The sequence below is a fragment of the Pseudomonas sp. efr-133-TYG-5 genome, assembly GCF_030209175.1.
In the GTDB taxonomy this organism is placed as follows: domain Bacteria; phylum Pseudomonadota; class Gammaproteobacteria; order Pseudomonadales; family Pseudomonadaceae; genus Aquipseudomonas.
In genome coordinates this window covers 2,248,413-2,269,838 of record NZ_JARVSM010000001.1, presented here as the reverse complement: position 1 = coordinate 2,269,838, position 21,426 = coordinate 2,248,413, and the positions used below count along the sequence as shown (strand labels likewise).

Sequence of the window (21,426 nt, the reverse complement as noted above, 5' to 3'; positions counted from 1 at the left end):
CCAAAGAGGAATCTGATTTTTAAATTCGAAAAGTATTGGGGAAAGGGTGGCTGGAGAAAGGGGAAAAGGTGACCATTTCTATATCTGTTCTCTATTATAGGTACTCAATATGACTCAAACGATCCAAGCTATCCCCAAGATAGAATGAAAACGGTCGCCCGAGCGCTTCGCCTTTTTTCGAACAAAGCATTTCCATTGTGCTGTGATCCGTACGACCAATTTGTCCAGGATGTATCGTTCGCTCTCCTATAGAGCCAAACTCAAGTGCTATTTGATCGACTTCCAGCCACGTTGTGCGTTTTTCACGATTGGTGCTAGACGTCGACGGTAGAATATTGACCCAACCGCTATGAACCGCTTTTGTCAAAGCCGGATCCTGAAAGCGCCATTGAATGTTCACCTTTGCGGGGCGTCCAGTGTCAGTCAACAGTGTCGCTGATGCGCTTTCAGAGGGTGTTGAGCTCGGTTCATAGGCTGTGATTCGCAAGGCAGGGTTGGGTACAAGATCTGCCGACAGCTGGCATTTAACCTCATCCGCGATACCGTATTTGAAAGCGCTAGCCATGTGATCAAACCCGTCTCCCCATAGGCCAGCTAATCTGCTGGTAAATTCGATTTTTGGGTGCACATCAATGGCGAGATCAATGGTTCTGGCTTGCTCTCGGTCAGGTGAGTCACCTTTTTCCTCTTCAAAATCAAGGCTGAGTCTCAGAGAACTCTTCTCGCGAGACTGAATGACTTCATCAAATAGCGAGCGAAGCGTCAATCGCTGGTCATCACTGAGCGAACTATCAGTCAGGCGCAGGAGGATCAACTTGTCCTGGTCTTTAACTCGCTCCAGTACTATCGCGTCTGGATCGATTCCCTTTGCTGAAACCGCATCGGCTATCAATTTTTTGTATTTCTCATGCACCAGTGTATCCGTGTACTGGGGCCCAGAGGCTGGATCCGATTTAACACTTTCTGGGAAATGTAATGTGGCGAAATCTTCTTTGCACCCGGTTAGTAGCAGTGCCAATGCAAGAAGATATTTTATTGGCGATAACATAGTCGATCCAAAAGTTGGCGGAAATGGTGATGTGGGGGGTAAAGGTCGGGAAAGGGACAAGAAATATCTTTGTAGAAAATAAATATGCCACCTTTTTCGTTGCAATGAGAGAGGATTGATCATTGAGTAATCTGTCCCCTCCCTCTTTGCTTGTGTTTTATGATTGTTCTGGTTGAGGGGATTTAACTTTAAAATAGTCTAGAATGTTTTGACCCTTTGCAAAGCACTTGCGAATCTCCAGGCTTTCCTCAATCAACTCTTGACTGGGCTTTCTATGCTCGGTAGCTGGTATAGGCTTTGACCAATCTAGAACTTCTTTTGGAAAACCCGCTTTTGGTCGCTTATTGACCCAACCAGAAATGTAGCAGGGCAACGTCCATCCACTGAAAAACTGGATTGTTACAAAGCCCCAGAGGTAGCGTAGATAGGAGTGTTCTTTTCGGTAAGTTCGGCGACATAAGTGAAAAAATGCAACGCTACCTTCTTCGAGCTCATCCGTATGTTGCGGTGGTAAAACAGATGGGCCTTCTTCCATATATGCACGTATGGCTTCCCATTCAGAGATGGCCGAACCTAAGTTGCCGCTCGAGACGGATGACCAAAGTATGTCGCCCGTGTTGTCGTCGAATAGACCGATCATAAGCTTGAATTCCGGCATCACCGCATATTGAGTGATTAACTGCCCGGAGGTAACGCATGCGATGGTTTTTTCCCATGCCACATATCTTGGCGCACTTCCCCTACTCGGCACAAAGGCTACTTCCCTGCGCTCACGGTTAAAGCGGATGGGGGGGTGGACGATGATCTGGCGAACTGATAGGTAGAAAACTATGCTGTATAACGCCGACAGAGATAAAACAATCGTCCAAACTACTGGGCCTGTGAAGAACTCCCACCAGCTTGAAAGGAAAGGCTCAAAGTTCCTTCTAAGCCAAGACAAGTATCCGGTAGCAAGAAAGAGAAATGTGATAAAAAACATCACAACTCCGATTCCAACTCTCGACATGAATTCGAAGTTGCCACGACCTATTGCGAAATCCAGATATGTGTCATTGGCCTCTCGATGTAGCTGGCGAGTGCTGAACGGAGGTAGACCGGTAGGGACAGGTCGTGGAGATAGATAAATGAAATCGACACCGTCTTTTCTTTCAAAGTCTCCGGCTTGCGGTAGTCTGTTGTACTTGTCTTCAGACATATAGGTTCTCCGGCATGGTCTCCGCCAACTTTAGTGGGGAACGAAGTTTTATTGAAGAGTCACCTTTGATAGGCTGTTTGTTACCGGAAATTTGAAATTATATAGCATAAAAGAGGTATTTGTTGTTGGCTTTTAATGACAAGTTGGCAATGTCCGGTTGTACCCATATACGGCGCCTCCAAAAAAAAGGAGAAAAAGGTGAATAGAAAAAGGAAGTAAATCTATTTTTATCAATTAAATCTGTCACCTTGTCACCTTGTCACCTTTCCTTCAGAAGACTTTTCCGAAAAATAATCAAAAATGGTTTGTCCTCTTGCGAAGTATTCGTGAATCTCTTCACTTTCGGCGATTAGTTCGGTGCTTGATTTTATGTGGTCGTCTGCGGGAATGGGTTTCGACCACTCTAATACATCTCTCGGGAAAATTGCTTTAGGTCGGTTGTTGATCCATTCGGATATGTAGCATGGTAAGGTCCAGCCACTAAAGAATTGGATTGTGAGGAAGCCCCAGATGTAACCGATTAGTGAATGTTCTTCGCGATAATTCTCGCGACATAAGTGGAAGAATTCAACAGTCCCTTCTTCAAGTTCGTTATCATGGTTGATTGGAAGGCCGGTTATGCCGTGCTCCATGTATGCTCTAATACTCTCCCATTCTGATATTGCCAAACTTGAGCTGCCACATGGTATGACATTCCATAGGATTTCTCCGTTAGATGAGTCGCGCAAACCTATCATGAGTTTGTGCTCCGGAGTGACGGCGTATTGAGTTATTAATTTTCCCGTGGATACGCAAGCTATGACACTTTCCCATGGGATATAAATGGGTTTTTTTCCCTTCTTAGCAACGTAAACAACTTCGCGCCGCTCTCGGTTAAAGCGGAGAGGTGGAATTGAGGAAATTTCATTAGCTAGCTTTGTGAAGTGATAAAGATAAAGTGCGGCTATCGAAAGAATGATGAGCCATATAACAGGGTTGAAAAAAAAGCTTGCCCAGGCACTAAGGAACGGTTCTGAGTGCCTTCTGATCCAAGATGCAAAAGCCGAGAATAGTAATAGGGTAGTAATTATTAATATTATCGAACCAATGCCGATTCGTGCCATGAACTCGAAATTCCCTTGTCCTATCGAATAGTCCATGAAGGTAGTGTTGGCGTTGCGATGTAGTTGCCGAGAGCTAATCGCCGGTAGGCCCGTTGGTATCGGTTTTGGAGATAGATACACTATTTCCATGCCATTTTCTTTTTCAAAGTCGCCCGCATGAGGTAGACGTTGGTATTTTTTATTAGGCACTTAAAGTCTCCATTTTAATATAAGTCCATTTTAACGGGGTTTTACTAGGTTTGACTGAGAGCTTGCCCTTAAGCGGTTTGTTGTAGAAAAGGTGACAGATTTATTGGGCGGTTGGGCACGTCCCACGGGGTCGCCCGGAAGCGGTTGCGATAGCTTTGGTGGAAATCGTCTTTCAACGCCGTGGTGTCTCTGGTCACCGGATCTTCCATCATTTGTGGCTGTTTGCATCCATGCAGGACTTAGGTGAGTAGCCACAGTTCCTTCCATTTAGGCTTGGGGGCTCGGTCAGTGCGACGAAGCTGGAAGTCGCTGCTGTGGAGGGTGATGCATTTTGTAGTCTGGCCATGGGATGCTAAGGTTTGCCCTTTGATGCACTTTATAAGGATATTGCTCGTGTTACGTCAGACTGTTCTTGCCCTTCCTTTCATCGCGCTGCTGCTAGGTTGTGAGGCTCAGTCGGGCTCATTGCCTAGCAGCAAGAGCCTGTCCGCGGAAAAAGTCGCCTCGATTGCAGCGACGATCAAAGCGAAATACCCCGATCTTTCAAATGAGATGCGCGACAAGGTGCTCAACACGGTTGTGACATCGATCGACAATATGGTGTTTGTCGAAGGTGGCCAATTTGATATGGGTGACTTCGGCTGGATTTGTGAATATGACGAGAAAGATGTTTGCACTTGGCCTTGTGGGCAGGAGCCCGAACAACTTTGTAATATAAGTCGTAATAGTGATGATGATTTTGTTCATACTGTAACGCTAGCTTCTTACTATCTCTCAAAGTTCCAAGTTGCACTGGGTGAATTTGATTTGTTTTTTTCTGTAAAAGGTATACCTCCTTTTGACGCTGAAAAACGCAAGCGTGAAGACTTGAAGTTTCGCTATCAACCAGACTTGCCAGCGCCGACTCAGAGTTGGCAGCAGGCAAAAGACTATTGTGATTGGCTCGCTGATTTAAGCGGATATCCTGTTGAATTACCTTCAGAGGCACAGTGGGAGTACGCGGCTCGAAATAGAGGACAGCATATACTTTTTCCAACTGATAGCGGCAGTCTTAATTATGGGAAAAATTTTCCACTTGATGATGAGGGGAATAATTTTCCAATGAATAGATTTGCTCCGAATCCGCTAGGTATTTACGGGCTAGCTGGGAATTCGACTGACTGGGTGAACGACTGGTACAGCGAGCACTATTATGAAAACTCCCCTTCAGAAAACCCCAAAGGGCCAACTACTGGTATTAAAAAAATTAGACGAGGTTCAACAGTTTTGGATGCGCCATTATCTTCCGCACCGCTTGTCCGTCGATGGGCGGTAGAGCCTTCAAGCGATCGATTCTCGGGGGGGACAAGTTTTCGTTGTTCTATCCAGTCAGATCGAAAGTTATAGATCTGAGAATTGACGTTTTTATTTACCCATCTCTAAGTCAGTTTGTCATTCGGATGTTATAAGGCGCCCATGGCGCCTTGCTTAAACAAGGCCTGTGAAGTGATCACTGCGTTTTGCCGCGAGAAGCGTTCTTTCTTTTCGCCAAGAAGGACCGGGGTTCCATGCAAGAGTTCCGTAATGACGCGCCATTGCATCGGTGTTCACGGCTAAAGTTTTAATAAAGCTATTAAATTGCTGTTGCTCCGCTCCGTCAAGAAGCATGTTTAAACGGTTTAGGCTATTTATAGAGTTTACCTTGCTGCCATCCTTTGAGCAGTGTTCTAAAACCTCGATGAAATGCCGCCAGCTACGTAGATGTGACAATAACAGAACGACTGCTTTTTCCTGATCTTCCGCCCAGCTTTCTACAAAGCTTTCCGTTAATAAATATACCATGGGGCCAATCGTTTCTGGCGGTAGTTTGTCGAGTGTGATTTTCTTTTTGTTTATTATAACTGATTGATTTGTAATTAAATATGTCGCCAACTTTTTTGCTTCCTGCTTAGTTCCTTCTCTGTCGGCCCACCAAACTCTCATACTTTCTGCTCCCTTCGAAAAGACTTCTTGCGCCATTTGTCCAGGCTGCGTCGTGATCTTGAAAAGTCCTTGTGCCATATAATTAAAAGCGTCTTTGGTTACCGCTAACTGGTAATGAAAGTCTGCTTTAGACAGTGCATTGCAAAACACATAGATCAGATCACCGATCTTCTCAAGGTCCACCGACGTACCGAAACCACCACCCGCTCCAGGTCCAAAAACCAGACTGGCTTTACAGTTAATCGCCAAACGGTCCGCGCTGACCTCTATACCAAAATCAAATCCCGCCCCGATACCCAGAGCCGCGTTTCCTTCAGCTTTGACTTCAACCAAGCTAGACCAGTCCGTACTGCCGCTGTCGTTTGCCTGCCCTGCGACGATCTTCCCGACGCCTTGTTTGGTCGAATCAAGCCATTTCAACGTTCCGGTTACGGTGCCGCCGCCTTGTACACCGGCGAAAGCGTTACCCTTCACGCCCAGGCTACCGCCCCGTCGTTTGTCGACAGCAATGTCTGGCGTGCTCAGGAGCGCGGTCGCGCCGGAGGCTTCCGCTTCCTTTGGTTTGTACTGGGCCTTGACACCGGCCTGACCTTGCGCTGTTGCTCCGAGGAAACACGACAGCTCCACCTTGCCTTCGAGTCGGAAGACACCGATATCGCTGACGACTTCCTTGCCCTCGGCATTGCGATAAGGCATGCGCACCACATAACCACCTTGATCAGGGAAAAAACCCTTGAGCGCCACGGAGCCTTCGGCCAATGAGATCGCGGCGCTGCCCTTGACTCCAAGTTCGATATTGCCTTTGCCCGGTTCCCAACTGTTGATCCCGGCGCTGGCTGTTGCGGCAAAACGGAATGCGTGGGCTTCGGCGGATACCGCGTATTGCGCCGAGTCCGCTTCGTTAGAGGACCAGGAGCATTCTTTGTGCAGTGCATTGAGCAGGTTGTCGTCCTTGCTCGTCCACGAGGTGAGCTTGGCTTCGAGGCTGCCGAGAGGGCTGGTTTTGCGGCCATCGGAGACCGCCGTCCTGATGTCTTTGATCAGATCTTTGGCGAGGTTTTTATCGAACGGTTTGCCCTGCATTACTGTAGTAGGAACTTTGACGCTCCAGGTGAACTGCTGGCGAGTACGAATCGGGATGTAGTGACGTCGAGTCGGGTCGCGAAAGGAAATGTATTCGACCGTTGTGATGCCGGTTTTTACCTGTTTTCCCTTCTGTGTATCAGTGGCTTTTCCCTTGCCATGCTTGATGTCTGGTGCGGCACCGTTGGCACTGGTGGAACTATCGCCGGCTTCAGCCTTTCCTTGCGCGGCGATGCGGGTCCGTAGGGATTGAATTTCGGCATTCAGTTCGGCGACTTTTTGATCTCGCAGGCCTCGCCAGTTCGTCTCCAGATAGTTGCCCTCGAAGGCCGGCATCGGGGTATAGCGTTGATACCAGTCCCGAGCCTTTTGCACGGTCGCCAGTTGGCCTTGCAGATCTTCCTTACGCTCAATGATTGTTTTAGGTTTTTCCACGGGAGGAGGGGAACGCTGCAACAGGCCGGCTTCTTCAGCCTTGGCGTTCCATTTATCTTTGACGCAACTCGTGCAAGAACAAGAGGCTTGGGGATCCTTGTTCTTGGTGCATTTGCTGGCCTCGGTCGCGCTGGCGAGATTTTGATGCAGTTCATCCATCAACTTTTTGACGAGGTCGGACTGCTTCTTGAGCTCGTTCGATTCCTTTTCCGTCAGTATGTAGAAGTGCTCCTCACCGGTGATATGGATAACTTCGACAAGTTCATCCTTGCACTCAACGGCGCCCTTGACGGCAGTGGTGCTCTGGTTTTCTGCGTGCTTGGGAGGCGGCAGGGCTTTGGTCGACGCGGCCGGCAGCTTCAATGTCCAGCCGGTCTTGATATGGTTGGGGTCAGTAATGATCGGGTTCAGTGCCCGCAGATCTGCCACGGAGCATTTGTTCGCGGCTGCAATGCTGCCAAGAGTGTCGCCGCTCTTAACGGTGTAGGTGTTGCTCATTGCTCGTCGTCCTTGTGATTACAGACTTTCCAGTTGGGTCAGCTTGTCGCCCAGCGCGATATCGTCACGGGCCAGCAGTTCTGCGTCGGGCGAGCGTGCCCAGAAGGTGTCTCCACGCGTAATGGCCAGGCGTAGCCAGCGTTCCTGATCGGCCATTTGCGCGTACCCCAAATCCTGGCCAGCCAGCAGTTGTCGGTGGACGAATTCAACGGTGTCCTCTGGCGGTAACGCGTCGCGATAGTCGTCGGCAAATCGGGCGGCAATGACTTTCAACCGACCCTGCTCTATCAACGTCTGACGTTGCGAGCTCAAATATAGCCATGCTGGTTGCTGAACCACTGCTTCCGGACTGTGCGGCGCCTTCGCGTAATATCGCCAGCCGATTTCGTTGCGCCAGGCCAGGCTGTTGAACGGCCCGAGAAATTGCACTCGTTCGGCTTCGTCGAGGCTCAACAGCAAGGGTTCCAGCCAGCGCGGGTCGAAGAAGCGCATCATCTGTTGCGGTTCATCATCGGTACGCACCGTGAGCAAACTGCGCCAATGCTCCACGCCCTGGTCCAGAGACTCCGGGTTGCTTAGCCAAGCAATACATCCACCGTCTGCCTGTTCCAGCAAGGCACCGATGAAGTCCGCGGCTGCACATTTATCCGGGCACAGGACTGCGTAGGGACCGGCAGGCTGAAGATCTGCGTAAGGCGTTCCTGTGAACAGCGGTATGCAACTGGGCCGGGATTGCTCCTCACCCTGATACAAGTGGCTCAACAGGTCCGGATCACAACTTCGATCGAGGATCAGGCACATGACGCCCTTTGATGCAGGCTGTTTGAAGGGTGATTCAATGGAAATGATCATGCTGAAGCACCCGGTTGGTGAATGGGGCAGCAACCTTTTGCATCCAGATGACACGATGGCGTCGGTAGCAACACACCAGCTTTTGACTGTGCCTTGAATGAAGCCAATGAAGGTTTGACGACCTGGCCCGCCTTGTCGGCGTCGGCCTGTTTCAACACGCCGGGCAGCAGCGGGGCGGCACCCGTGCCGCTGCCGGGACTGCCGCCTGAGTTGATGTTGATCACCGGGCCGCTCATGGTCACGCCGCCGGCGTCGATCTTGATGAAGCTGCCACCACCGACCAACGTCAGTTCGGCGCCAGCCTCCAGCACCACTTTCATCCCGCTGCTCAGGTGGATTTCCTGGCCGGCGTCGATGAACTGGCCGGTGCCGATCTTGATGTGCTGGTTGACGCCCACGGTCAGGTGGTCGTTGGCGCGGGTTTCGACTTTGCGGTCGGCGTAGACGGTGTGGTGCTCTTCGGCCTTGAATTCGGTGTAGCTGTTCTTTTCGACGGTGTCGTGGCGTTCGTTGCCGACGCGGATCTTCTGGTCGTGCTCGACGTTTTCGTCCCAGTCGCGCTGGGCGTGCAGGTAGATCTGCTCCTGACCTTTCTTGTCCTCGATGCGCAGCTCGTTGTAACCGCCACCCCCCATCGAGCTCAGGGTCTTGAAGGTGCTGCGGGTCTTGTTTGCCGGCAGCTCATACGGGACGGTGTTTTCCTTGTGGTACAGGCAGCCGCTGATCAGCGGCTGATCGGGATCGCCCTCAAGGAAGGTGACCAGCACTTCCATGCCAATCCGCGGAATGGCGATGCCGCCGTACTGGGCGCCGGCCCAGGCGGATGACACGCGCAGCCAGCAACTGGTCTTGTCGTCGGCCTGGCCTTCGCGGTCCCAGTGGAATTGCACCTTGACCCGGCCGTACTCGTCGCAGTGGATTTCTTCGCCTTTGGGGCCGGTGACCACGGCGCTCTGGCTGCCGAGGATGCGCGGTTTCGGGTGGCGCAGGGGCGGGCGGTTGGGCACGTCCCACGGGGTCGCCTGGAAGCGGTTGCGATAGCCCTGGTGGAAATCGTCTTTCAACGCCGTGGTGTCGCTGGTCACCGACTCTTCCAGCACTTGCGGCTGCTTGCCTTCGTGGAGGACTTCGGTGAGCAGCCACAGGTCATTCCACTTGGCTTTCGGGTGCTCGGTCAGGGCGAGGAAATGGCCGCTGACCAGCAGCGGCTGATCGCTCTTGCCCTCGGCGAGCTGGAAGTCGCTGCGGTGCCGTTCGAGGGCCCGTTTGGCCAGGTGCTTGCCGCGCTCGCGGTCGATGAAGCGGCCCGGATAGTCGTAGTCTTCGAGGTCGGGCAGGGCGTCGCCACGGTTTTCGCTTTCGAGGGTGATGCGTGGTTTTTCGAAGTCGTAGTCACGGCGGGTGGTGCGGCTGGTGCGGGTTTCCAGGCGCAGGTCGAAACGCTTGATCACCGGGTTGCTGGCGACCATGCCGGAGTCTTGCTGATAGGCCACCGGGGCCAGTTTCGGGAACACGGTCTGGTCGTCGCCGAACACCAGTTTGTGCGCCGTGGCGCTGTGCTGGAAGTGGAAGTGAATCCCTTCTTCCTCGCACAGGCGCTGGATGAAATGCAGGTCCGACTCGTCGTATTGCACGCAGTAGATGCGCTCGGGATAGATCGAACCTGTCTTGAATTCGTAGGCATTGCCTTGGATGCCGTGCTCTTCCAGGACCTGGCCGATGATCTTCGGCACGTTGAGGTTCTGGAAGATGCGTTGGTTGACGCGGTGCGCCAGGTACGACAATTGCGGGCGCAGGGTCACGGCGTAGCGGGTCAGACGCTTGCCGGAATCGCCTTGCGCGGCGCGGTAGATCAGGCCGTGGATGCCTTTGCCATCGGGCGAAAGCTGGAGGAAGGCCGGTTTGTGCAGCAGGGTTTCGAGATCCAGCGACGGCTGCTCACTGACCAGCTCCACCTCGAAGACAAAAGGCTGGCTGATGGCTTCCCGGCCTTGCAGGTATAACACCTGGAAGTCGCTGGAAAGGCCCTCGATAGTCAGGGCAAAGTGGGTTTCATTGGCCGGCGCGAACATCCCTTGTTCCTCGTGCTGTGCAGCGGCGAACGCCTACACCCGGGCGGGAGCTTGCGGACGCGAAAATTCTGGAAGGGCTCAAACGACATCGACCAGCAGGGCTGGTCGATGCTTGAAACGATCAGCCGTAATTAAACGACTGGAGCACGCCAGTCATCGGAACCCGAAGTACCGGATACTTCGTGGGTCCAGGTGATCTTGCGGTAGGTGAACTGCACTTCTTCCAGGTGGGTGAAGTGCGAGTTGCCTGGATCCTGGCAGTTGTGCATCTTGTTGTTGATGGCGACGATGATCGCGTCTTCCAGTTTGGTGGTGTAGTAGTGCTCTTGAGTACCTTGAGCCGAAGTACGGTACCACTGGATAACGATTTCGCTCATGCGCTCGCCGGAGGTCAGAGCAGCTTGCAGCAGAGGCGAAGCCTTGTCGTAGACCTTGGTGATCACAACTGGCTTGTGTACACGCTGACCGGTTGGCTGACCGGATTGCGGGTCACGCGGGATGATCACGTCGTGGCTGAACGCCTGAACCATGACCTGGTCTTCGTGACCTTCCTGGTAGGTGTTGCCAACGGAGTCGGCGGTGAAGGCGCCGGCAGTGATCAGGCCTTGTTTTTCGCCGGTAACCGACATGTACGCTGGTGTTGCCATGGGGTGCTCTCCTTGCGGATAAATTTAGGGTGCCCGGGAGGCGATATCGCCCGGTGGGTGCCTGACTGTTATCAAGGAGCGTGCCAGCTTTTGGCACATGCCCGGAAGCTGGGGATTTCACCGCTCTGGCTAGCGGGTTCGAGCGTTTTTTTTCAGCGATGAAAGTAAAAGTGCGCAACTTCTAGCGCAGTACTGCGCAAAAAGTTGCGCACTCGGCTACAGGCGACGGTAATTGGGGGCTGTAGCGAAATCAGGCGACGATTTTGCGAAACCAGTGCGCAAGAAGTTGCGCACAATGGCACATGGCTACCGTGTCGCCAGATCATTTAAAACCGAAATGACCAATCCCTCGCCCCTTTTTACCATTGCGTCACTGGCACGCCGACCGCCGATTACCGGAAAGTCCCTGTCCAGAGCCCTTCGGGGTTTATTTCCGGAAGTCCCGAGCGCGGCAAAGCGTCTTATAAATGAAACACCGCCCTCGGCTATACTCCCCGCATTTCGACCTGTGCCCGAGGAATGACTGTGAAGAACTGGACGTTGCGCCAACGCATTTTGGCGAGCTTTGCGGTAATTATCGCCATCATGCTGCTGATGGTGGTCGTCTCGTATTCGCGGTTGCTGAAGATCGAGGCCAGTGAAAGCAGCGTGCGTGACGATGCCATTCCCGGGGTCTACTACAGCTCGATGATCCGTGGCGCCTGGGTCGACAGTTACCTGCAGACGCAGGAGCTGCTCGGACTCAAGGAAGGGCAGGGCATCAGCAACGAGGATGCTGCCGACTACAAAGCCTTTGAAGCCCGCTTGCAGGAACAGATGGCCAATTATCGCGGCACCGTGACCACGGACGAGGACCGCGTCGAGTTCGCTGCCTTCGAAAAAGACCACGACACTTATATGCAGATCCAGGACGCGGTGCTCGATCTGCACAAGCGCAATCTGGAGGCCGATGCGGTCAAGCTGTTCAACGAGAAGCTGACCCCGGCGTGGTACGCCGGGCGCATGAAGCTCAACGACATCATTGGCGAGAACAAGCGGGTCGCCGACCAGGCCATGGCCAACATCGACGACGCCGTCGCGGCGGCCAAGGTCAGCATGTTCGTTTCGCTGCTGGTGGCCGTGCTGGCCGCCGGTCTGTGTGGCTTGCTGCTGATGCGCGCGATCATGGCGCCGATGAACCGTATCGTCAGCATCCTCGAAATCATGCGCACCGGCGACTTGAGTTCGCGCCTGAACCTGGAGCGCAAGGACGAGTTCGGCGCCGTGGAAACCGGCTTCAACGACATGATGACCGAGCTGACCGCGCTGGTGTCCCAGGCCCAGCGCTCGTCGGTGCAGGTGACCACGTCGGTCACCGAAATCGCCGCCACGTCCAAGCAGCAACAGGCCACCGCCACCGAAACCGCCGCCACCACCACCGAAATCGGCGCGACCTCCCGGGAAATCGCGGCGACCTCGCGGGATCTGGTGCGCACCATGACCGAAGTCTCCACCGCCGCCGATCAGGCCTCGGTGCTGGCCGGCTCCGGGCAGCAAGGGCTGGCGCGCATGGAAGACACCATGCATTCGGTGATGGGCGCGGCGGATCTGGTCAACGCCAAACTGGCGATCCTCAACGAGAAGGCCGGCAACATCAATCAGGTGGTGGTGACCATCGTCAAGGTCGCCGACCAGACCAACCTGCTGTCGCTGAACGCCGCGATCGAAGCGGAAAAGGCTGGCGAGTACGGGCGCGGTTTCGCCGTGGTCGCCACCGAAGTGCGGCGCCTGGCCGACCAGACGGCCGTGGCCACCTACGACATCGAGCAGATGGTCCGCGAGATCCAGTCGGCGGTGTCCGCCGGCGTGATGGGCATGGACAAGTTTTCCGAAGAAGTGCGCCGGGGCATGGCCGAGGTGCAGCAGGTCGGCGAACAGCTGTCGCAGATCATCCACCAGGTGCAGGCGCTGGCGCCGCGGGTGTTGATGGTCAACGAAGGCATGCAGGCCCAGGCCACCGGTGCCGAACAGATCAACCATGCGCTGGTGCAGCTGGGCGACGCCAGCAGCCAGACCGTCGAGTCGTTGCGTCAGGCCAGTTTCGCCATCGACGAACTGAGCCAGGTGGCCGTCGGCCTGCGCAGCGGCGTTTCGCGATTCAAAGTCTGATGAGCGAGATCACCGCCAAACGCAACGTCGCCCCGCTGGCGAAGCAGGCCTTGTTCCTGCTGTTTCGCATCGGCAGCGAGCGCTATGCACTGCGCGCCACGGAGGTGGCGGAAGTGCTGCCGCGCCTGCCGCTCAAACCGATTGCCCAGGCGCCGGCGTGGGTCGCCGGGGTGTTTGCCTATCGCGGCACGGTGGTGCCGGTGATCGACCTCAGTGCGCTGACGTTCGGTCAACCCGCCGAGGCGCGCACCAGCACGCGCCTGGTGCTGGTGCATTACCGCCCGGACGAATCCGTGCCCGGGCAAAGGCTCGGCCTGATCCTCGAACAGGCCACCGACACCTTGCGCTGCAACCCGCAGGAATTTCAGCCGTACGGCCTGGATAACCGCCAGGCGCCGTATCTCGGGCCGGTGCGTGAGGACGCCCAGGGCCTGGTGCAGTGGGTGCGGGTCAACGACTTGCTGGACGACGCGGTGCGCACGCTGCTGTTCCCTACGCCGCCGCTGGATCCTGCGCAGCTTGAGGCCCGGCCATGAGCGGCGATCAGCGCTTTTTCGCCTTCCTCAAGGAGCGCATCGGCCTCGACGTCACGTCGGTGGGGCCGGCCATCATCGAGCGCGCGGTGCGCCAGCGCATCACGCTCTCGCAGAGCGCCAGTGCCGATGAATACTGGCAGACGCTGCAAGGTTCGCGTGACGAACAGCAGGCCCTGATCGAAGCGGTGATCGTCCCGGAAACCTGGTTTTTCCGCTACCCGGAATCCTTTGCCACCCTGGGCAAACTGGCGCGCAAACGCCTCGCCGAGCTGAACAACATGCGCGCCCTGCGCATCCTCAGCCTGCCGTGTTCCACTGGCGAGGAACCCTATTCGATTGCCATGGCGCTGCTCGATGCCGGGCTCAAGCCCCACCAGTTCAAGGTCGAAGGCATGGACGTCAGTCCGCTGTCGGTGGACAAGGCGCGACGGGCGCTGTACGGCAAGAACTCGTTCCGCGGCCAGGACCTGGAGTACCGCGAGCGTCACTTCACGGCGCAGGACGACGGTTATCGGGTCAATGACATCGTGCGCGAGCAGGTGCGCTGGCAGGTCGGCAATGTGCTCGATCCGGCGCTGCTGGCCGAGGATCCGCCGTTCGATTTCGTGTTCTGCCGCAACCTGCTGATCTACTTCGACCAGCCGACCCAGCAACAGGTGTTTGCGCTGCTCAAGCGGCTGACCCATGTCGACGGCGTGCTGTTTATCGGGCCGGCCGAGGGCAGCCTGCTCGGACGTCTGGGCATGCGTTCGATCGGCATCCCGCAGTCTTTCGCCTTCAGTCGTCACAGCGAGCCGCTGCCGGCGCCAGCGACGTTGGCGCCGTCGATCATGCCGCCGTCCACGTCCACGATCCTGCCCGTGCGCCAGCCGCCGCGCAGTACGCCGCCGCCCGCCGTGCGCAATCGACCGTTTGCCAGCGCGACGCCGCTGCCGGCCAGTGCTAAAGCCGCCAATCCGGATGCCGCGACCCTGCTGGCCAACATCGCCGCCCTCGCCAACGAAGGCAAAAGCACCGAGGCGCGCGCCGCGTGTGAGCAATACCTGCGCAGCCACGAACCGGTGGCTCAGGTGTTCTACTGGCTCGGCCTGCTCAGCGACGTGGCCGGCAGCGCCCTCGAAGCCCAGGGTTACTACCGCAAGGCGTTGTACCTCGAACCGCAACACCCCGAAGCGTTGATGCACCTGGCTGCGCTGCTGCAAGCCCAGGGCGACACGGCGGGTGCCAGACGATTGCAGGAGCGCGCCGCGCGTAGCAGCCGCACCGCCGACAATGAGCGTAAACGATGATCCCGTCCGACACCTTGAACGTCACCCACGAAGACGCCCGGGCCATCGACGATTGCTGGAACCGCATCGGCATTCATGGTGACAAGTCCTGTCCGCTGCTGGCCGAGCACATCCATTGCCGCAACTGCCCGGTGTATTCCGCCGCCGCCACGCGCCTGCTCGACCGTTACGCGTTGCAGCAGGACGAGCGCGACCCGGTGGCGACCCAGGTTGAAACTGAACGCAAGACCCGTTCCGTGCTGATGTTCCGCCTCGGCGAAGAATGGCTGGGGCTGGCCACCCGCAGCCTGGTGGAGGTTGCGCCGCTGCAGGCGATTCACTCGCTGCCGCACCAGCGCTCGCGCGCGCTGCTCGGTGTGGCGAATGTGCGCGGCGCGCTGGTGGCGTGCCTGTCGCTGGTCGAGCTGCTCGGCCTCGATGCCAGCACCGCGCCGGCCACGGGCGCGCGGATCATGCCGCGCATGCTGATCATCGCTGCGCAGGGTGGGCCGGTGGTGGTGCCGGTGGACGAGGTTGACGGCATCCACGCCATCGACGAGCGCCTTCTCGAGGCAGCCTCGCGTTCGGGCGCGCAGGCCAGTGCCAAATACACCCGCGGCGTGCTGGCCTTCCGGGGCCGCAGCCTGCGCTGGCTGGATGAAGAACAGTTGCTGTCTGCCGTGTCCCGGAGCCTCACATGACCCCCGAGCAAATGCGCGACGCCTCCCTGCTCGAGCTGTTCAGCCTCGAAGCCGAAGCCCAGACCCAGGTGCTCAGCGCCGGCCTGTTGGCGCTGGAGCGCAATCCGACCCAGGCCGATCAACTCGAGTCGTGCATGCGTGCGGCGCACTCGCTCAAGGGCGCGGCGCGGATCGTCGGCATCGACAGCGGCGTCAGCGTCGCCCATGTCATGGAAGATTGCCTGGTCAGCGCCCAGGAAGGGCGGCTGTTCCTGCGCCCGGAGCACATTGACGCGTTGCTGCAGGGCACCGACCTGCTGATGCGCATCGCCACCCCGGCCAACGGCCCGCAACCGGCGGACATCGAGGCGTACGTGGCGCTGATGGGCCGCCTGCTCGATCCGGCCGGGCCGGCGGTGGTGATCGCGCCAGCACCGAGCCTGGCGCCGCTGGCGGAACCGCAGGTGCAGGCGCCAGCGCCCGCAACCGAGCCGTTGCCGCCGGTTGAAGCGCCAACCGAGGCGTCTGAGCCTGCCCCGCGCAAAAGCAAACGCACCGCCGAAGGCGGCGAGCGGGTGCTGCGGGTCACCGCCGAGCGGTTGAACAGCCTGCTCGATCTGTCGAGCAAATCCCTGGTCGAAACCCAGCGCCTCAAGCCGCACCTGGCGACCATGCAGCGCCTCAAGCGCATGCAGAACAATGGCCTGCGCGCGCTGGAAAGCCTCAACGTCCACCTCAAGGAGCACGCCCTGAGCCTCGAGGCCCAGGAAGCGCTGGAGGATGCGCGGCGCCTGCTCACCGAGTCGCAGCAACTGCTGGCGGAGAAGAACGCCGAGCTGGACGAATTCGCCTGGCAGGCCAGCCAACGGGCGCAAGTGCTGTATGACACCGCGCTGGCCTGCCGCATGCGGCCGTTCGCCGATGTGCTCAGCGGGCAGGCGCGCATGGTCCGCGATCTCGGGCGCAGCCTCGGCAAACAGGTGCGCCTGGAGATCGAAGGCGAGAAAACCCAGGTCGACCGCGATGTCCTGGAAAAACTCGAAGCGCCGCTCACGCACTTGCTGCGCAACGCGGTCGATCACGGCATCGAATCGCCGGAGCAGCGCCTGCTCAAGGGCAAGCCCGAAGAGGGCCTGATTCGCCTGCGCGCCTCGCACCAGGCCGGTTTGCTGGTGCTCGAGTTGAGCGATGACGGCAACGGCGTGGACCTGGAAAAGGTCCGCCGCAGCATCGTCGAGCGCCAGTTGTCGCCGGCCGAAACCGCTGCGCAACTGAGCGAAGAGGAGCTGCTGACGTTCCTGTTCCTGCCGGGTTTCAGCCTGCGCGACAAGGTCACCGAAGTCTCCGGGCGCGGTGTCGGCCTCGACGCGGTGCAACACATGGTGCGTCAGCTGCGTGGCGCGGTGGTGCTGGAGCAGACAGCGGGCGAGGGCAGCCGCTTTCACCTGGAAGTGCCGCTGACCCTGTCGGTGGTGCGCAGCCTGGTGGTGGAGGTCGGCGGCGAGGCCTATGCCTTCCCGCTGGCGCACATCGAGCGTATGTGCGACCTGGCGCCGCAAGACATTGTTCAGCTCGAAGGGCGTCAGCATTTCTGGCACGAGGGCCGGCACGTCGGGCTGGTCGCCGCCAGTCAGTTATTGCAGCGCCCAGCCAGCCAGAACAGCGGTGAGACCCTCAAAGTCGTGGTGATTCGCGAGCGCGATGCGATCTACGGCGTGGCAGTCGAGCGCTTCATCGGCGAACGCACGCTGGTGGTGCTGCCACTCGACGAGCGCCTGGGCAAGGTGCAGGACATTTCCGCCGGGGCCTTGCTCGACGACGGCTCGGTGGTGCTGATCGTCGATGTCGAGGACATGCTGCGCTCGGTGGACAAACTGCTCGATACCGGACGCCTGGAGCGCATCGCCCGGCATGGCAATCAGGCCGCGGAGGCTGCGCGCAAGCGGATTCTGGTGGTCGACGACTCGCTCACCGTGCGCGAGCTGCAACGCAAGCTGCTGCTCAATCGCGGCTACGACGTGGCGGTGGCGGTAGATGGCATGGACGGCTGGAACGCCTTGCGTTCCGAGGATTTCGACCTGCTGATCACCGACATCGACATGCCGCGCATGGACGGTATCGAACTGGTCTCGCTGCTGCGTCGCGACAACCGCCTGCAGTCGCTGCCGGTGATGGTGGTGTCGTACAAGGACCGCGAGGAAGACCGCCGTCGTGGACTCGACGCCGGAGCCGACTATTATCTAGCCAAGGCCAGTTTTCATGACGACGCCCTGCTCGACGCGGTGGTTGAGCTCATCGGAGGAGCGCGGGCATGAAAATCGCAATCGTCAACGACATGCCCCTGGCGGTGGAGGCGCTGCGCCGGGCGCTGGCCTTCGAGCCGGCGCATCAGGTGCTGTGGGTCGCCAGCAATGGCGCCGAAGCGGTGCGCCTGTGCGCGGAAAACACCCCGGACCTGATCCTGATGGACCTGATCATGCCGGTGATGGACGGTGTCGAGGCCACCCGGCGGATCATGGCCGAGAGCCCGTGCGCGATTGTCATCGTCACGGTCGACCGCCAGCAGAACGTGCACCGCGTGTTCGAGGCCATGGGCCACGGTGCGCTGGACGTGGTCGATACGCCGGCGATCGGCGCCGGCAATGCCCAGGAAGCGGCGGCACCGCTGTTGCGCAAGATCCTCAACATCGGCTGGCTGATCGGCGAGAAGACCGCGCGTTCACGCCCGGTGATCACGCCGCCGCGCAGCTCGGCTTCGCGCCAGCGGCTGGTGGCGATCGGTTCGTCAGCCGGCGGCCCGGCCGCGCTGGAGGTGCTGCTCAAGGGCCTGCCGCGCAATTTCTCCGCGGCGATTGTGCTGGTGCAGCACGTCGACCAGGTGTTCGCCGCGGGCATGGCCGAGTGGCTGGCCAGCGCCAGCGGCCTCGACGTGCGTCTGGCCTGCGAAGGCGAGCCGCCGCAGAGTGGCGCGGTGCTGCTGGCCGGCACCAACCACCATATCCGATTATTGAAGAACGGCACGCTGGCCTATACCGCCGAACCGGTCAATGAGATCTACCGACCCTCCATCGACGTGTTTTTCGAAAGCGTCGCCAATTACTGGAACGGTGATGCGATCGGGGTTTTATTGACCGGGATGGGGCGCGACGGGGCGCAAGGGCTTAAGCTCATGCGCCAGCAGGGCTACCTGACCATCGCGCAGGATCAGCACAGCAGTGCGGTGTACGGCATGCCCAAGGCCGCCGCAGCGATTGATGCGGCCGTGGAAATCCGTCCGCTGGAAAAGATAGCGCCACGATTGTTGGAGATTTTCCCCAAATGACCAAAGACCTCCGCAATCCCGGCCCATGCAGCACTCAGGTGACCGCCCATGAATGACTTACAGATCGATGACATCAAGACTGACGAGAACGCCGCCATGGTGTTGCTGGTGGACGATCAGGCGATGATCGGCGAGGCCGTGCGTCGTGGGCTGTCGAATGAAGAAAACATCGACTTCCACTTTTGCTCCGACCCGCACCAGGCCATCGCCCACGCCGTGCGGATCAAACCGACCGTGATCCTGCAGGACCTGGTGATGCCCGGCCTCGACGGCCTGAGCCTGGTGCGCGAATACCGCAATCACCCGGCGACCAAGGACATTCCGATCATTGTCCTGTCGACCAAGGAAGACCCGCTGATCAAGAGCGCGGCGTTCTCTGCCGGCGCCAACGATTACCTGGTGAAACTGCCGGACAACATCGAGCTGGTGGCGCGGATCCGCTATCACTCGCGCTCCTACATGACCCTGCTGCAACGGGACGCGGCCTATCGCGCGCTGCGCGTCAGCCAGCAGCAGCTGCTCGACACCAACCTGGTACTGCAGCGGCTGATGAACTCCGACGGCCTGACCGGGCTGTCCAATCGCCGGCATTTCGACGAATACCTGGAGCTGGAGTGGCGCCGTTCGCTGCGTGACCAGAGCCAGTTGTCGTTGCTGATGATCGACGTCGATTATTTCAAGTCCTACAACGACACCTTCGGCCATGTGGAAGGCGACGAGGCCCTGCGCAAGGTTGCCACCGCGATCCGCGACGCCAGCGCCCGGCCGTCGGACCTGCCGGCGCGTTACGGCGGTGAGGAATTTGCCTTGGTCCTGCCCAATACGTCCAAGGGCGGTGCCCGGCTGGTGGCGGAAAAACTGCGCCAGACCGTGGCGGCGCTGAAGATTCCGCACAATGCCCCGAGCGAAGGCGCGAGCCTGACCATCAGCATCGGCCTGGCGACGATGGTGCCGGAAGCGGGCAGCGATTGCCGGTTGCTGATTTCGGCGGCGGATCGCGGCTTGTACCTGGCCAAGAACAACGGGCGTAATCAGGTGGGCATCGAATAATCCACGCCCCCTTCGGGAGTGAGCCTGCTCGCGAAAGCGGCCGCACAGTCGACATTGGTGTTGTCTGAGGCACCGTCTTCGCGAGCAGGCTCGCAGCCAAAGTGGATCGGCGTCATGTCAAGTGAATCGTCTCAGGAGCCGCCAGACGGGCTGCCGCGCCAGCCTGATTACGTTATACTCGCCGGCTTTCAAAAGTTCGCCAACGAGTGCTGCCGTCATGGAAATCAACCCGATCCTGAACACCATCAAGGACCTGTCCGAGCGCTCCGAATCTATTCGGGGGTATCTTTGACTACGATCAAAAGCATGAGCGTCTGATCGAAGTCAATCGCGAGCTTGAAGATCCTGCTGTCTGGAACAAACCCGAATACGCCCAGGAGCTGGGCCGCGAGCGCGCTGCGCTGGCGCAGATCGTCGATACCCTGGATGAGCTGTCCAGCGGTCTGGCCGATTCCCGCGAGCTGCTCGACATGGCCGTGGAAGAAAACGACGAGAGTGCGGTAAACGACGTCGCCGAAAGCCTGCAAGGTCTCGAAGAGTCGCTGTCCAAGCTCGAATTCCGCCGCATGTTCAGCCACGAGATGGACCCGAACAACGCCTACCTGGACATCCAGGCCGGTTCCGGCGGCACCGAAGCCCAGGACTGGGCCAACATCCTGCTGCGCATGTACCTGCGCTGGGCCGACAAACGCGGTTTCGACGCGACCATCATGGAGCTGTCGGCCGGTGAAGTCGCCGGGATCAAGGGCGCCACCGTGCACATCAAGGGCGAATACGCCTTTGGCTGGCTGCGTACCGAAATCGGCGTTCACCGTCTGGTGCGCAAGAGCCCGTTCGACTCCGGCAACCGTCGCCACACCTCGTTCTCCGCCGTTTTCGTCTCGCCAGAGATCGATGACAAGGTGGAAATCGAAATCAACCCGGCAGACCTGCGGATCGACACCTATCGTTCCTCCGGTGCCGGTGGTCAGCACGTAAACACCACCGACTCGGCCGTACGTATTACCCACGTGCCGACCAACACCGTGGTCAGCTGCCAGAACGAACGTTCCCAGCACGCCAACAAGGACACCGCCATGAAAATGCTGCGGGCCAAGTTGTACGAGCAGGAAATGCAGAAGCGCAACGCCGCGTCCCAGGCGCTGGAAGACACCAAGTCGGATATCGGCTGGGGGCACCAGATCCGTTCCTACGTGCTCGACGCGTCGCGGATCAAGGACCTGCGCACCAATATCGAACGCAGCGACTGCGACAAGGTGCTCGACGGCGACATCGACGAATACCTTGAAGCGAGCCTGAAGTCCGGCCTGTAAGACACGCATACAGGGTCGGGCGCTT

The 21,426-nt window shown here is 58.0% G+C and carries 16 protein-coding genes and 1 pseudogene; 9 read left to right on the top strand and 8 right to left on the bottom strand.

The window, feature by feature from the left end; genetic code table 11:
• Nucleotides 1-94 precede the first annotated feature (94 nt).
• The 4 genes and pseudogenes from QRN70_RS10340 to QRN70_RS27765 all read right to left on the bottom strand — a co-directional run.
• Nucleotides 95-1,171 carry a hypothetical protein gene (locus tag QRN70_RS10340; protein WP_285417465.1) on the bottom strand — a complete coding sequence of 359 codons (1,077 nt, stop codon included), beginning with the start codon at nucleotides 1,169-1,171 and terminating at the stop codon, nucleotides 95-97.
• 34 nt (nucleotides 1,172-1,205) lie between these two features.
• A complete protein-coding gene (locus QRN70_RS10335; protein ID WP_285417464.1) occupies nucleotides 1,206-2,243 on the bottom strand; it encodes a hypothetical protein in 1,038 nt (345 codons plus the stop codon).
• Nucleotides 2,244-2,494: 251 nt separating this feature from the next.
• The gene (locus QRN70_RS10330; protein WP_285417463.1) at nucleotides 2,495-3,535 is read right to left on the bottom strand and encodes a hypothetical protein; all 1,041 of its coding nucleotides are present in this window, start codon (nucleotides 3,533-3,535) and stop codon (nucleotides 2,495-2,497) included.
• Between the two features lie 89 nt (nucleotides 3,536-3,624).
• A pseudogene (locus QRN70_RS27765) lies at nucleotides 3,625-3,813 on the bottom strand (hypothetical protein); the annotation flags it as partial.
• A 115-nt stretch (nucleotides 3,814-3,928) separates the two neighbouring features.
• Between QRN70_RS27765 and QRN70_RS10325 the strand changes: the two are divergent.
• Nucleotides 3,929-4,921, top strand: coding sequence for a formylglycine-generating enzyme family protein (locus QRN70_RS10325; protein WP_285417462.1), 993 nt, complete (start codon nucleotides 3,929-3,931; stop codon nucleotides 4,919-4,921).
• Nucleotides 4,922-5,002: 81 nt separating this feature from the next.
• On the opposite strand, the gene QRN70_RS10320 is transcribed toward QRN70_RS10325, so the two are convergent.
• The 4 genes from QRN70_RS10320 to QRN70_RS10305 all read right to left on the bottom strand — a co-directional run bounded on the left by QRN70_RS10320 (nucleotide 5,003) and on the right by QRN70_RS10305 (nucleotide 11,084).
• Complete coding sequence (locus QRN70_RS10320) at nucleotides 5,003-7,513, bottom strand: muramidase family protein (protein ID WP_285417461.1); 2,511 nt, start codon at nucleotides 7,511-7,513, stop codon at nucleotides 5,003-5,005.
• Nucleotides 7,514-7,531: 18 nt separating this feature from the next.
• Nucleotides 7,532-8,365 (bottom strand): DUF4123 domain-containing protein, encoded by an 834-nt coding sequence (locus tag QRN70_RS10315; protein ID WP_285417460.1) that lies wholly within the window; start codon nucleotides 8,363-8,365, stop codon nucleotides 7,532-7,534.
• Nucleotides 8,362-10,437: a type VI secretion system Vgr family protein gene (locus tag QRN70_RS10310; RefSeq protein ID WP_285417458.1), complete on the bottom strand. Its 2,076-nt coding sequence runs from the start codon at nucleotides 10,435-10,437 to the stop codon at nucleotides 8,362-8,364. Before QRN70_RS10310 ends, QRN70_RS10315 begins: the two co-directional genes overlap by 4 nt.
• A gap of 131 nt (nucleotides 10,438-10,568) precedes the next feature.
• On the bottom strand, nucleotides 10,569-11,084 hold the full coding sequence (locus QRN70_RS10305; RefSeq protein ID WP_047601845.1) for an Hcp family type VI secretion system effector: 516 nt from the start codon (nucleotides 11,082-11,084) through the stop codon (nucleotides 10,569-10,571).
• A gap of 525 nt (nucleotides 11,085-11,609) precedes the next feature.
• Here QRN70_RS10305 and QRN70_RS10300 point away from each other — a divergent pair.
• The 8 genes from QRN70_RS10300 to prfB all read left to right on the top strand — a co-directional run bounded on the left by QRN70_RS10300 (nucleotide 11,610) and on the right by prfB (nucleotide 21,401).
• Entirely contained in the window at nucleotides 11,610-13,232 is a 1,623-nt protein-coding gene (locus QRN70_RS10300; RefSeq protein ID WP_285417457.1) for a methyl-accepting chemotaxis protein, read from the top strand.
• On the top strand, nucleotides 13,232-13,768 hold the full coding sequence (locus tag QRN70_RS10295; protein WP_285417456.1) for a chemotaxis protein CheW: 537 nt from the start codon (nucleotides 13,232-13,234) through the stop codon (nucleotides 13,766-13,768). Before QRN70_RS10300 ends, QRN70_RS10295 begins: the two co-directional genes overlap by 1 nt.
• Nucleotides 13,765-15,057 carry a CheR family methyltransferase gene (locus QRN70_RS10290; protein WP_285417455.1) on the top strand — a complete coding sequence of 431 codons (1,293 nt, stop codon included), beginning with the start codon at nucleotides 13,765-13,767 and terminating at the stop codon, nucleotides 15,055-15,057. Before QRN70_RS10295 ends, QRN70_RS10290 begins: the two co-directional genes overlap by 4 nt.
• Nucleotides 15,054-15,737 carry a chemotaxis protein CheW gene (locus QRN70_RS10285; protein WP_285417454.1) on the top strand — a complete coding sequence of 228 codons (684 nt, stop codon included), beginning with the start codon at nucleotides 15,054-15,056 and terminating at the stop codon, nucleotides 15,735-15,737. Before QRN70_RS10290 ends, QRN70_RS10285 begins: the two co-directional genes overlap by 4 nt.
• Complete coding sequence (locus QRN70_RS10280) at nucleotides 15,734-18,031, top strand: hybrid sensor histidine kinase/response regulator (RefSeq protein ID WP_285417453.1); 2,298 nt, start codon at nucleotides 15,734-15,736, stop codon at nucleotides 18,029-18,031. The genes QRN70_RS10285 and QRN70_RS10280 overlap by 4 nt, the downstream gene beginning before the upstream one ends.
• The gene (locus QRN70_RS10275; RefSeq protein WP_285417452.1) at nucleotides 18,028-19,038 is read left to right on the top strand and encodes a chemotaxis response regulator protein-glutamate methylesterase; all 1,011 of its coding nucleotides are present in this window, start codon (nucleotides 18,028-18,030) and stop codon (nucleotides 19,036-19,038) included. Before QRN70_RS10280 ends, QRN70_RS10275 begins: the two co-directional genes overlap by 4 nt.
• A 48-nt stretch (nucleotides 19,039-19,086) precedes the next feature.
• Complete coding sequence (locus QRN70_RS10270; RefSeq protein ID WP_285417451.1) at nucleotides 19,087-20,088, top strand: response regulator; 1,002 nt, start codon at nucleotides 19,087-19,089, stop codon at nucleotides 20,086-20,088.
• A gap of 217 nt (nucleotides 20,089-20,305) precedes the next feature.
• Nucleotides 20,306-21,401, top strand: a protein-coding gene (prfB, locus tag QRN70_RS10265) for a peptide chain release factor 2 (RefSeq protein WP_285417450.1) whose coding sequence is annotated in 2 segments (ribosomal slippage) — nucleotides 20,306-20,377 and nucleotides 20,379-21,401 — 1,095 coding nt in all. Because the reading frame shifts where the segments join, the coding sequence is not laid out codon by codon here.
• Nucleotides 21,402-21,426: the final 25 nt, after the last annotated feature.